This is a genomic window from Streptomyces sp. NPDC005195 (assembly GCF_040608315.1).
Classification (GTDB): Bacteria; Actinomycetota; Actinomycetes; order Streptomycetales; family Streptomycetaceae; genus Streptomyces; species Streptomyces kaempferi.
This window is the reverse complement of the sequence record NZ_JBEXHZ010000089.1, coordinates 1-11,327: the sequence shown is the minus strand read 5'-3', so window position 1 is coordinate 11,327 and position 11,327 is coordinate 1. Positions and strand designations below refer to the sequence as shown.

Annotated in this window: 16 protein-coding genes and 1 pseudogene; 10 read left to right on the top strand and 7 right to left on the bottom strand. The window is 67.3% G+C overall.

Annotated features, from left to right (window positions below):
* The first annotated feature begins 94 nt into the window (after window positions 1-94).
* The gene (locus ABZV34_RS34885) at window positions 95-433 is read left to right on the top strand and encodes a MerR family transcriptional regulator (protein WP_356285860.1); all 339 of its coding nucleotides are present in this window, start codon (window positions 95-97) and stop codon (window positions 431-433) included.
* Window positions 434-605: 172 nt separating this feature from the next.
* On the opposite strand, the gene ABZV34_RS34880 is transcribed toward ABZV34_RS34885, so the two are convergent.
* The gene (locus tag ABZV34_RS34880; protein ID WP_356285857.1) at window positions 606-743 is read right to left on the bottom strand and encodes a hypothetical protein; all 138 of its coding nucleotides are present in this window, start codon (window positions 741-743) and stop codon (window positions 606-608) included.
* A gap of 735 nt (window positions 744-1,478) precedes the next feature.
* On the opposite strand from ABZV34_RS34880, the gene ABZV34_RS34875 reads away from it, so the two are divergent.
* From ABZV34_RS34875 to ABZV34_RS34860, 4 genes are all read left to right on the top strand, one after another.
* Window positions 1,479-2,315: an alpha/beta hydrolase gene (locus ABZV34_RS34875; protein WP_356285855.1), complete on the top strand. Its 837-nt coding sequence runs from the start codon at window positions 1,479-1,481 to the stop codon at window positions 2,313-2,315.
* Window positions 2,308-2,895 (top strand): WHG domain-containing protein, encoded by a 588-nt coding sequence (locus ABZV34_RS34870; RefSeq protein WP_356285852.1) that lies wholly within the window; start codon window positions 2,308-2,310, stop codon window positions 2,893-2,895. The genes ABZV34_RS34875 and ABZV34_RS34870 overlap by 8 nt, the downstream gene beginning before the upstream one ends.
* A gap of 68 nt (window positions 2,896-2,963) precedes the next feature.
* Complete coding sequence (locus tag ABZV34_RS34865; RefSeq protein ID WP_356285849.1) at window positions 2,964-3,404, top strand: SRPBCC domain-containing protein; 441 nt, start codon at window positions 2,964-2,966, stop codon at window positions 3,402-3,404.
* 28 nt (window positions 3,405-3,432) lie between these two features.
* On the top strand, window positions 3,433-3,630 hold the full coding sequence (locus ABZV34_RS34860; protein WP_356285846.1) for a hypothetical protein: 198 nt from the start codon (window positions 3,433-3,435) through the stop codon (window positions 3,628-3,630).
* Between the two features lie 42 nt (window positions 3,631-3,672).
* Here ABZV34_RS34860 and ABZV34_RS34855 read toward each other — a convergent pair whose 3' ends face one another.
* A complete protein-coding gene (locus ABZV34_RS34855; RefSeq protein WP_356285843.1) occupies window positions 3,673-4,128 on the bottom strand; it encodes an ATP-binding protein in 456 nt (151 codons plus the stop codon).
* A 163-nt stretch (window positions 4,129-4,291) separates the two neighbouring features.
* Between ABZV34_RS34855 and ABZV34_RS34850 the strand changes: the two genes are divergently transcribed.
* Together ABZV34_RS34850 and ABZV34_RS34845 are read left to right on the top strand one after the other, a co-directional pair.
* Window positions 4,292-4,447: a hypothetical protein gene (locus tag ABZV34_RS34850; RefSeq protein ID WP_356285840.1), complete on the top strand. Its 156-nt coding sequence runs from the start codon at window positions 4,292-4,294 to the stop codon at window positions 4,445-4,447.
* 289 nt (window positions 4,448-4,736) lie between these two features.
* Complete coding sequence (locus ABZV34_RS34845; RefSeq protein ID WP_356285837.1) at window positions 4,737-5,111, top strand: hypothetical protein; 375 nt, start codon at window positions 4,737-4,739, stop codon at window positions 5,109-5,111.
* A gap of 492 nt (window positions 5,112-5,603) precedes the next feature.
* Here ABZV34_RS34845 and phoU read toward each other — a convergent pair whose 3' ends face one another.
* The 3 genes from phoU to ABZV34_RS34830 all read right to left on the bottom strand — a co-directional run bounded on the left by phoU (window position 5,604) and on the right by ABZV34_RS34830 (window position 7,547).
* Window positions 5,604-6,278, bottom strand: a complete 675-nt coding sequence (gene phoU, locus ABZV34_RS34840) for a phosphate signaling complex protein PhoU (protein WP_356285834.1) — start codon at window positions 6,276-6,278, stop codon at window positions 5,604-5,606.
* Window positions 6,279-6,553: 275 nt separating this feature from the next.
* Window positions 6,554-6,826 (bottom strand): hypothetical protein, encoded by a 273-nt coding sequence (locus ABZV34_RS34835; protein ID WP_356285831.1) that lies wholly within the window; start codon window positions 6,824-6,826, stop codon window positions 6,554-6,556.
* Window positions 6,827-7,172: 346 nt separating this feature from the next.
* Window positions 7,173-7,547 (bottom strand): MerR family transcriptional regulator, encoded by a 375-nt coding sequence (locus ABZV34_RS34830; protein WP_356285828.1) that lies wholly within the window; start codon window positions 7,545-7,547, stop codon window positions 7,173-7,175.
* Window positions 7,548-7,706: 159 nt separating this feature from the next.
* On the opposite strand from ABZV34_RS34830, the gene ABZV34_RS34825 reads away from it, so the two are divergent.
* Window positions 7,707-8,057, top strand: coding sequence for a putative quinol monooxygenase (locus ABZV34_RS34825; protein ID WP_356285825.1), 351 nt, complete (start codon window positions 7,707-7,709; stop codon window positions 8,055-8,057).
* On the opposite strand, the gene ABZV34_RS34820 is transcribed toward ABZV34_RS34825, so the two are convergent.
* On the bottom strand, window positions 7,938-8,360 hold the full coding sequence (locus ABZV34_RS34820; protein ID WP_356285863.1) for a transposase: 423 nt from the start codon (window positions 8,358-8,360) through the stop codon (window positions 7,938-7,940). The genes ABZV34_RS34825 and ABZV34_RS34820 overlap by 120 nt on opposite strands.
* Window positions 8,361-8,502: 142 nt before the next feature.
* Here ABZV34_RS34820 and ABZV34_RS34815 point away from each other — a divergent pair.
* Window positions 8,503-8,604 (top strand): annotated as a pseudogene (locus ABZV34_RS34815) (IS630 family transposase); the annotation flags it as partial.
* 278 nt (window positions 8,605-8,882) lie between these two features.
* Window positions 8,883-9,335, top strand: a complete 453-nt coding sequence (locus ABZV34_RS34810) for an isoprenylcysteine carboxylmethyltransferase family protein (RefSeq protein ID WP_356285822.1) — start codon at window positions 8,883-8,885, stop codon at window positions 9,333-9,335.
* A 565-nt stretch (window positions 9,336-9,900) separates the two neighbouring features.
* On the opposite strand, the gene ABZV34_RS34805 is transcribed toward ABZV34_RS34810, so the two are convergent.
* Complete coding sequence (locus tag ABZV34_RS34805; protein WP_356285819.1) at window positions 9,901-11,175, bottom strand: IS701 family transposase; 1,275 nt, start codon at window positions 11,173-11,175, stop codon at window positions 9,901-9,903.
* Window positions 11,176-11,327 lie beyond the last annotated feature (152 nt).

Below are 11,327 nucleotides of genomic sequence, written 5' to 3'. Positions count from 1 at the left end.
CGCAGGACTAGGGCCGGCAGATGGTGTAGCTGTTCCTTCGGGGCCCTGGCGCATCCGCGCCAGGGCCCCTCCACGCGTTCCACAGAGAGGTGCAATGACAGCAGACGACTCGTACGACCGACTCGATGACGACGACTACCCCGCCTACACGATGGGACGTGCCGCGGAGATGCTCGGCACCACGCAGGGTTTCCTGCGCGCGATCGGCGAGGCCCGCCTGATCACGCCGCTGCGCTCGGCGGGCGGCCACCGGCGGTACTCCCGTTATCAGTTGCGGATCGCCGCCCGGGCCCGTGGACTCGTCGACCGGGGCACCCCGATCGAGGCGGCCTGCCGCATTGTCATCCTCGAAGACCAGCTCGAGGAAGCGCAGCGCATCAACACCGAATACCGCCGCGCCGCCGAATCCGCGGGGCCAACGACGGCGGCTTGAGCGGAGTGATTGAGGTTGTTCAGGACCCGACCTGTGCGGGGCACCGAGCGATCGTGGCACCGACTGCTCGCTGATCTCCGTGGTCTCGCGCTTCCCATGCAATGCGAACCATCCGCGCCACCTGGGCCCAAGCGCCCGCCGGTCATGCGGGAGCAACGGCGCTCTCCGTGAGTCAGGACTTATTGCGGTGGTATGCCGCCACAGCGACTCCTGCCAGTGCCAGCACAAAGATCAGTCCCTGGAGCCAGTTCGGCGCGAAGTCCGGCACCGGCCTTCCGGCCGCCGCCATAATCCACTGCCCATTGGTCATGCTGAGCTCCCCCTGTCGGTGCGCGTGGAGACCAAATGCCCGCAAATGCGTCGACCACTCCGTGGTCGCTCTGATCGTGGCCGGCAGCCTTCTCTAGGGTGCGGGTACGCCTGCCCATTGTGCGATGTGTGGCGGTCGGCTGAGGTGACGTGGGGCTCGCGTGGCACGACGTCCCGTCCATGCCGGATCCGACACGGGCAGGCCACGTCTGGGGGACTGGCCCTGGGCGGTGTCGAGCAGTGGGGATTCTCAGTGACCGCAGGCGAGTCGGGTGCGGATGACAGGTGTGCTTCCCGTCGTCGCGCGGAGGGGAGCCGTCGGGGGCCGCGACGACGCTGGTGGACATGCTGCAGGCGGCAGAATCGGCGCCGCCGGTGGAGTCTCTCGAGTGGTCGCGCGGATCCTCAGTGATTCCCAGCTCCGCGCCGAGGGCCACGAGATCCGTGATGAGGACGTCGCCAGGCTGTCCCCACTCAAGCACCGCAACCTGATTTTGGTCGGCCGCTACAGCTTTTTACCGCCTCGACTCCGGCCCCGACGCCCTGCGTCCGCCGCGTGACCCGGTCGCCCTCCTCCTGCGCGGGAGCCGCGCAGGAAGAGGCGGCGGTGGCGATATCGAGGTCGCCCCTCAAGATCATTTCGGTATTGCCGGTATGTGTTTCGGACGCTGCTTGACCGCCATAGCTAATGCGGGTAGCTTTTAGTTACTGACGTTAGCCATCTATGGAGGTCATCGTGACCGAGCACCTGAGCATCGCCGGCAACACCATCGCCTACGACGTGACCGGAGAAGGACCGCTGGTCGTCCTCGCGCACGGCATGGGCGACAGCAGGCACTCCTACCGTTTCCTCGCCCCGGCGCTGGTCACGGCCGGGTACCAGGTCGCGAATGTCGACATACGCGGCTGCGGTGACTCCAGCCTGGGCTGGGACGGGTACAGCCGTACCGATATCGCCGGTGACCTGGTCGCCATCGTGCGCCACCTCGGTGGCCCGGCAGTGATCATCGGGCAGTCAATTAGCGGCGGCGCGGCGACCATCGCGGCCGCTACGGCGCCCGACGTGATCAGCGGGGTCATCGAGCTGGCCCCCTTCACCCGCAAGCAGTCGGTGCCCCTGGGCGGGCTGTTGCGAGTCAAGCGCTACCGGGCCGGTTCCACCCAGCTCGGGATGACCATGCTCCTGGGAAGCCTGTCAGCCTGGAAGAAGTACCTCGATCTGGCCTACCCCACCAAGCCCGCAGACTGGGACAGTGAGCTGGGCCGAATCGAAACCAAAATGAGCGAGCCCGGCCGGATGAAGGCCCTGCAGGCCATGTGCAAGAGCGCTCCGACCGACGCCGGCGCCCAGCTGCCCAACGTCACCTGCCCGGTTCTGATCATCCAGGGCAGCCTCGACCCCGACTGGGCCGACCCGCGCGCCGAGGGCGAGAAGATCATCGCCGACCTGCCCACCGGCCTCGGCGAGTTGGCCGTCATCGAGGGCGCCGGTCACTACCCGCACGCCCAGACCCACGACAAGGTCCTCGCACTGGCCCTACCGTTCCTCGCCAATACCCTGTCCCATGCCTAGGGCCGGGCTCAGCCCGGCGTCGGTCACCGAGGCCGCCGCCGCGCTGGCCGACGAGATCGGGTTCAAGAACCTCAGCATGGGCCTGCTGGCCGAGCGCCTCGGGATCAAGACCCCCTCGCTCTATAAACACGTCGCGAACCAGGCTGACCTCACCCACCGGATCGCTGTCCTGGCCATGAACGAACTCGCAGACACCATCCGCGACGCCACCCAGGGACGTTCCGGCAAAGAAGCCCTCGTCGCCGGGGCACACGCGATGCGGACGTACGTGCTGGAGCACCCCGGCCGGTACGCGGCGGGCAACGCCGCCATCGTCACCGGGCCCGCCGACCCCCTCACCCCAGCGGTCGGTCGCGTTCTCGCCTCCTGGACGGCCATGCTGCACGGGTACCGGCTGGACCCCGACCAGGAGATCCACGCGCTGCGGATGCTGCGCAGCATCCTGCACGGATTCTCAGCCCTCGAAGCGATCGGCAGTTTCCAGCTCAACGCCGACGTCGATGACAGCTTCACCTGGATCCTCGGTTTCATCGACCAGGGTCTGAAGGCGAAATGGCCCGACCTGGTTCCACCCCGCTGACCTGCTTACCCGTCGTCATTCGCCAATCGTCACCATTGAGTTCTGTTGAACCGTTATGGAGTGTGATCATGGGCTACGTCATCAAGACCGAGGTCGACATCAACGCCAGTCCCGAAGCGGTCTGGGACGTCCTGGTCGACTTCCCCCACTACGGCGAGTGGAGCAACTTCTCCCGTGTCGAAGGAACGGCCCAGGTGGGCACCAGGCTTTCGATGAAGATGCCCGGCTTCTCCTTCAGGCCCACCGTCACGGTCACCGAATCGGGTGAGCAGCTGCAGTGGTCCGGCACGCTCATATCCAAGCGGCTGTTCCTCGGCCGGCATTCGTTCATCCTCCGGGCCAAGCCGGACGGCACCACCCATGTCACCAACCACGAAGAATTCTCCGGCGGCCTGACAACCCTGATCCAGCGCTTCATGAAGCAGAGCAACGACAACGGGTACACCGCATTCAACGCCGGCCTCAAGCAGCAAGTAGAGCACCGTGCCATGCACCAGAACCGCACCTGAAAGACATATCAAGGACCGGCTCGAGGCGGTGGCGGTGTCGTTCCTGATCACCGACTTCACGGGCAGTTCGGTGGCGCGGCTGGGTACTGCGGGCAGTGTCGAGGCCGGTGAGCTGGCCCAACGCATCCCGTTGGCGGGTACCGCCTATGACAACGTGATCCGCACCCAGCGTCCCGAGATAGAGAATGGGGTCCGGGGGCACTGGCGCGGGTCGTGGCTCCGGTGACCAACCGGGGGGACGCCATCGGGGTCCGCTGAGGTGTTCGGGCTATGCGGTGGCTGGGTTGAGGGCGAGGTCGGCGATGATGCGTTTGCCCAGGGGGGTGTGTTCCATGGTGACGGCGTGGGCGAGGGCGGTGACGATTTCCAGGCCGTGCCGGCCGATCCGTTCCGGGTCCGGGGCGTCGTGAGCGGGGATGACGGGGCTGCTGTCCCAGAGTTCGACGTGCAGCATGGGCCCGTGGATCCGCAGTTGGAGGAGAGCGGGGCCGGGGGCGTACTTGCGGGCGTTGGTGACGAGTTCACTGACGATCAGCTGCGCGATCTCCACCGTGGCGACAGCTATGGGGCTGCCGCAGTGGTCTTTGGCCTTTCCCAGGAACGCAGCGACGAGGTGGCGGGCCTGAGCGATCCGGGAACCGTCGCCGTCCAGCGCGAGCGAGGCTTCCAGCGGTGCGGAAGCGCCGAACGGCAGGCTGCCAGTGTCTTCAGATGAGTCGTCCATCTCTGTCTGCTCCCGTGTTGTGCCGGGCATTCCCGACTACCCCTCCCTGCACAGTGCAGGCCAAGGGCCATGGGTTGGCCGTCGCTCCCCAACGGCACGATCATCTTCTCAGTAGGATGTACGGCTGCCGGAACTCGCTTCGACGGGGCGGCATCGCAGAGGAATGCACGAAAAACGCGAGGGGCACCTCGAGCACCTGGAGGCGTTCGTGGAGCAGCACCGCGCCCGCCTGGAGGAACTGCTGCGCGCGTGTGGGCCGGGCACCAGGGCCGCCTCGCGCGGCTGGTACCCGGTCTCGGAGATGCGTTGGCGACGGTGAGCGTGCGCGGGGTGGCCCGGCCGGTCGGCGGGTAGAGGTTCTGCCACAGCGGGACGCCCTGGCCTCCGTGGGACGCGGCGATGGAGTGGTCCTTCACCTTCACGCGGAAGAACTCGCGGTAGCGGGCGAACTTGCCCGCCAGCACGTGGTCGGCCTCCGTGCACCGGTACCGGTTTCCTGCTGGACAGATGGTGGGGGCTGGGTACCGGGCTGGTTGGCTTCGTACGCGAGAACGCAAACTTCTGGACAAAGCCAGCTGGTCCTGGGTATAGGCGCGCTTCTCCACGCCGTGAAGGCCATGGTGCTGCTGTGCACCCTGCAGACGTGCCAGAGACTGCGGACCCTCACGAAGGGCGGCCCGCAGGGGGAAGCGGCCGCACAGACGGTCCTGCACGCCATCGCCCTCTACCAGGCAGCGGTGTTCCCGCTTCGGCCCGGCGGAGTGCGCGAGGAGGAACGGGACCTCAGGCGCCTGGTCGCGTACCGGTCCGCGGCCCGCGAGGGGCTGCCGCAGCCGGTGAGGGTGGCGGCAGCCGAGGCTCTCGGAGTGATCGATCAGGGCCGCGACGCTCAGCGGGCGCAGGCGGCGGTGTGGACCGTGAACGAAGCAGTCCGCGACTGCCGCCCCGGCTTCATCTCCCTCCACGACGACCACATCTCCTGAAACCCACCGTCATCCGGCCGCCCCGTTCAACACGGCGCGAGCCCCCGGCCGGTGTCACGATGCCGATGGGTGTCCTGCCACGCACTGCACAGCATCGGGGCACCCCTCCCGCCGTGCGCGGCCACAGCCCCCAGGCCGCGCGCCGATGCCGCCGTACGGGCCGTCGAGGTACGCCCCGCTTAACGTCCCCGGGCCTGGGGGACTGCTGGGTCCTGAGCTTCCTGCCCGGGCGCCCTGGTCCCCGAGGTCCGACGGGACAAGACTCGAGGACCAAAGCGGCAGGCCGCGTACCGCCGTACACGACCTGCCGCGCTGCGCAGCGGCAGCACCATATCCGCAGCAACAGCCAAATGCGAAAACCGCGTTGTACCAGGTGCGCGGGAGGAGGAGTCGGGCTCTTCGCGGCTTGGGCGATGTCGACGCCGAATTCCGTCACCGGGTGCGCCCCCGCGGGTCTGCGGCGTGGCTCGGTCGTTGTCGCCGGCTGTGGGGCTACACGGTTGCGGGCTGCTCCGTGGTCGTCTCGTCGGCGTGTTCGCCGGTGACGAGGTAGATGACGCGTCGGGCGACGGATACGGCGTGGTCGGCGAATCGTTCGTAGTAGCGTCCGACCAGGGTGACGTCGACGGCTGTTTCGACTCCGTGGTGCCACTGTTCGTCCATCAGGTGCTGGAAGACCATGCGGTGCAGTTCGTCCATGCGGTCGTCGTCCTTCTCCAGCTGAAGGGCTGCTTCGACGTCTTGGGTGATGATGACTTCGGCGGCCTGTGCCATCAGGCGCTGGGCGAGTTGGCCCATCTCCAGGATGGTACGGCGCAGGTCCCGCGGCACGGCCTTCTCGGGGAAGCGCATCCGGGCCAGTTTGGCCACGTGCTCGGCGAGGTCGCCGCTGCGTTCAAGGTCCGCGCTCATGCGCAGTGAGGTGACCACGGTCCGCAGGTCTGTGGCGACGGGCTGCTGCCTCGCGAGGATCGCGATCGCGCGGTCTTCCAGATCGCGCTGGAGATCGTCGATCTTGTTGTCGGCGGAGATCACGTTTTCGGCGAGCTCCAGGTCGGCGTCCAACAGTGCGGTGGTGGCCCGGCCGATGGCCGATCCGACCAGATTCGCCATCTCCACCAGGCTGTCGCTGATCGAGCCCAGCTCCTCGTGATAGGCCTCGCGCATTGCCCCTCCACCGCCTTCGTCGTCTCGCTCGTCAGCTTCGAACGACTGTCAGACACCCACACCCGCTCCGCACCCGGTTCGTCGGCCATTGCGCGTAGCCGTGCAGACCGCTCCAGACGTCCGGCAGATGGTGTCAGTGACCGCTGCTCCTGTTCCAGCTGACGGAGCGAGCCGGTTACAGGGCAGGGTGGATCCGTTGGTGCCCCCGGCTGACAGGCCCGCTTCAGTCGGCCGCTGACTCGTCCTCGTCCAGCTCCGGCGCATCCGGAGCGCCATCAGATGGTGCGCAACGGAAGAGGCGCTGGAGAGGCCGACAACCTGCCCGTTCCCCACATTGCTTGCCCACGACGGAGCAGGAACCAGTCGCTGTAGCGGCACAGGTCCCAGTCGCGGACCAGGAAGTGGAACTCGGAGGCCGTGAACTCCTCCGAGGAGTCCCCAAGGGGCCGGTCTGCGTCAACGCCGCCCTCGAACCGGCCCAGCGTGCGCATCAAATGCACCTCGGTGTCGAACTCCGCCCAGCTGAAGTTGTCGGGGTACTGGCTCACATACACAGTCGGTACAGGCTCAAATAAAAAGATCCAAACGTCTCAACTGAGCGGCAGGAAGTGGGTGGTGGGGCCGCCCGATGAGGAAGTCTATGGGCCGCTCCGAGTGGTCAAGGGCGCCTATGGCGGCGCTGCGCGCTGGGCTGCGCCCACCCGTGACAACTCGTCCCGGCCCGAGGATCGGCAGCTATCAACCGGCCCCCTACGAGTGGCACCCGGCCTTTGTACGTGATCCTGTACCGAGTTCTGCGCGTGACCTTGTACGCCGACAGAAGTCCGAGAACAGCCACTCCTCGGCGTCCTCGGCCTGGGAACTGGGCCAAGGCGTGCGCGTGCTGGTCGAGCCTCAGACCCCCGCGGCCTCGCAGGCCGGCCGTGTCGCGCCGAACTCGGCGGCGGCGAGGACAGAGTCCAGTCGGGCTCGCGTGGCGGCAAGGTCCCGCATGTGATCGTCGAGGCGGTCCCGCTCCGCGCGAAGCCGGGCGATCATCTCCGGGCCGGCGATACCGGTGTGCACGCACGGCAGGAACTCCACGATCGTCCGGCTGCTCAGCCCGGCAGCGTAGAGGAGCTGGATCCACCGCACTCGCTCGACCGTGTCCGGGGTGTAGAGGCGCTGCCCGCCTGTGCTGCGGCTCGACGCGATGAGCTGCTGCTGCTCGTAGTAGCGCAGCGCCCGCGTGCTCACTCCCGCGGCCGATGCCACCTCGCCGATTCGCATCCCGTCGCTCCCTCTGCTCCGCATGCTGCTGGGTCCCGGTTGCTGTCGGGCCGTCCCGGGGTTTGTCACCCGACTTGCCTTTGACGTTAACGTCAACTTTTACACTCCGGTAGCCGGCCATCAGCACCGGCGGAACCGACCATCACGGAGTAGGACCTCATGAGCCCTGACGACACGACACCCGACGGCCTCATCCCCGCCGCCATCCTCGCCTCGGACACGCCAGTCGCGGTATATGGATACGCCCGGGCCAAGGCGGGTGGGGAGGGCCGGATGCTGGGCGAGATCCAGGCGATCATCGGCCTCACCCGCAAAGAGGACGGATGCGAGCAGTACGTGGTGCACACCGCGCCGGGCCAGCCAGGCGCCTTCGCCTTCTACGAGCGCTGGTCATCCGGCGCCCACCTGCTGGCGCACGTTTCGCAGCCGTTCATGCAGACGTACTTCGCCGCCATCGCGGGCCTGGTCGAGGGGGAACTGGAGGCCCACTGGCTGCACCCCCTCTCCTGATCCACGGCACACGGCTGGCCTCGCGCCACGCGGGGCCAGCCGCATCCGGATCGCCGTCCGCGATGGCGCGGCGTGCGGGCAGAGGTATGGCTGCTGGTCGGTCCACGCTACGGGCCGCCTGTCGGCAAAGGATCGTTTAAAGACAGGCTTCTTGCGCAGGGCCGCGTTCTCCGCCTCCAGCGGTGTGGGCGGCTCGGCCGGTGCCTCCGTGCGGCGTCCTCGCGGTCGGCTCGCTCGGACTGCCCGGACCCAGTTCCGCCGGGTCTCGGGATTGATCCCCAGATCGGCAGCGACCTGCCGAATCGTCGCCTCGCCGCGACAGGTACAGCGCGACCGCGTCTGCCTTGAACTGCGGCGGATAGTTCTTCATGACCACGAGATGTCCGTTCTCAGATCCTCAAGATCCAGTGTCTCGTGTGTCCAAGATCCAAGGTCAAGGCCCACCCTCGTACGCAACCGGCTCAAGCGCCTGCAGTACCGGCCGGATACCCTCAACGGCTTCATAGCAGGCACCGGCCTGACCCTCGACGATCCAACATCACCCTGACCAGCCGAACTCAGTAAGTAATGATTGGCGGCTATCGGGCGGCCGGGAAACCCTGGCGACCGTGGGGAATGAAGAGCAGCGCCGGTGCCCGTATGGGGACGAAGGCGTCGGCGCCACGATGTCCCTGACCCATTCCGTGAAGTTCCGGCTGGGGAATTACGCTGCGTTCCACACGGGACGGGCACCGGAAGTCGGCAGTCCCGTTTACTGCGCGGGGCGGGGCGGTCATTCTTGCCCGTATGCGCAGATCGAGGGCGGCGGTGGGGAGTTCTGTGTTCATGGCGCTGGCGCCGGGCACAGTGGCCGGGGTTGTGCCCTGGTGGGTGACGGGGTGGCAGGCCGGCCACTGGTGGTTGCCCGTCCGGCTGCTGGGCGCCGTCATCCTGTTCGCGGGTGCGGCGGTGCTGGTGCATGCCTTCACACGGTTCGTCGTGGAGGGGCTGGGGACTCCGGCGCCGATCGCGCCAACTGAGCATCTGGTGGTGGGCGGGCTGTATCGCCACGTGCGCAACCCCATGTATGTCGCGGTCACGGCGTCGATCGGCGGACAGGCACTGCTCCTTGGCCGACCCGTTCTGCTTGCCTACGGGCTGCTCACCGCAATGGTGATGTGGGCGTTCGCCAGATGGTACGAGGAGCCGCGGCTGTTTCATACGTTCGGCGCGGATTACGAAACCTACCGCCGGGCAGTACCGGGCTGGTGGCCAAGGTTGCGCCCCTGGCAGGGCTGACCCCCAGGGGCGAACAGCGGGAAGCGCAAGCTGAATCTCTGGGTCCTCGGCATCAGCCGGAATCCGCGCTCCGGCGGGACAGAGCCCGCCACAACCGTCGACCAACCAGTCCTAGCGGTGGTTTGTTAAACCGGGCAGTAGAGATCAATGGGTCTGCCGCTGCCGACGGTGTCGATCAGTTCCTGGAGTGCTGGGGGCGGGGGCCTCCTCGACCATGCCCGCCAGTAGCGTTGCAGCGTGGCCCAGGGCGTCAGCCAGCCACGGACGGCCCGGAGTGCCTGGGGCCAGGAGGCCGGCTGGGGCTGGGGCCCGGGTTCTCCCCCTCTCTAACGGGTCTGGCAGTTGGTCAAGTTGGGGTGGCTGGTCGGTTGCAGGGGGCGTGGGTGGGGCGAACCAGGTGTTCCAGCAGAAGCTGAATGCGCAGTTCACGAGGGTCTGGTGGCGCCGGATCGCAGTGTCGGAGCGGACCTGGAAGTCCGCCTAGTAGTGCTTCGTTAGGTTCTTGGTCTGGTTCTGCTGGTTTTGAGGGGGTGGCCGCAGGTGGTGCAGGTGCCGGTCCAACACCTCAGCAGGTCTTGGAGTGCGTCGAGGGTCTGGTAGAGACTCGGGCTGGTGCCTGGACTTTTGGGTCGAGCCTGCGGAGGGTGAGGAAGGCCTGCGCGGCGGTGACGAGGGTGACGTGGTGGTGCCAGCCGCGCCAGGTCCGGCCCTCGAAGTGGTCGAGTCCCAGACCATGTTTCAGTTCGCGGTAGTCGTGTTCGATCCGCCAGCGCATCTTCGCCCACCGCACCAGGTCGGCGGCCGGTGTGCCGGCGGGCAGATTCGATATCCAGTAGCCCGTCGGGGCGTCCTGGCCCTGCGGCCATTCGACCAGGAGGGTCTGGGTGGGCAGGACGCCGTCCCACCGGTTGCGGCCCCCGCCTGCTTCCTGAGCGGCGGCCAGGGACTGCTTGCCCGCGGGCCGCACGCTCAGCACCATGAACCGTGAGGTCATCGCGCCTTTACTGCCCTGCCGCCAGGTCACCTCGCTGCACCGCGCCGCGCCCGCCTGGGCCGCGAGGGCGGAGAGCGCTCGCGGCGGGGTGCGGTAACGGGGAAGGGTGGGCGGCCCGAGCCCGCCATATGCGGGCCGGTGCGGCTCGACATCCTCAGGATGAGCGACTTCCTTCCCGCTCAGGGCCAGCACATAGGACAGCCCGCGCTCCTGGAGACCGAGCCGGAAGAGGGTGCTGACGCCGTAGCCGGCGTCGCCGACCACGACCGGTGCCTTCAGCTGCCACCTGGCGAGCGCGTCCAGCAGAGCGAGCGCGAGACGCCACTTCTCCTGGTGCACCACGTCGTCGGGGACTCCTGCCCTGCGGCAGCGGTCCGGCTCGTCCGTCCACTCACGCGGCAGATACAGCTGCCACTCCAACGGGCACGAGGCGGTGTCGGTGGCGGCATGGACACTGACCGCGACCTGGCAGTTCGCCCGTTTGCCGACCGCTCCGCAGTACTGGCGGGCCACCCCGACCGATGCCTTGCCGCACTTGGGGAACGACACGTCGTCGATCACCCACACCTCGGGCCTGATGACTTCGGTCAGCCGTTGGGCGATCCGCTGCCTGACCGGCAGCGGATCCCACGGCGACTGATTCACGAACTGCTGCAGGGCCTGCATGTTGCCGTCCGGCAGCCGCTCGGCCATCGGCTGGATCGACTTGCGCCGACCATCCAGCATCAGGCCCCGTAGGTAACACTCGCCCCTGGCCCGCTGATCCCTACGCGGTATCGAGGCGAAGACATCCGCCACGAACATCGCTAACCCCGCCCGTAACCGGCTCACTTCATGGACATCCACACATCCCAACATGCTCTTGATCAGCGTCAACGCATAGACCTAACGAAGCACTACTAGTGTCCTGCGCCAGAGATCCGTCGGCAGATGCGGGCGAGGGAGTCGAGGATTTCTTCGGCGGTTTTGGTCCAGATGAAGGGCTTGGGGTCTTCGTT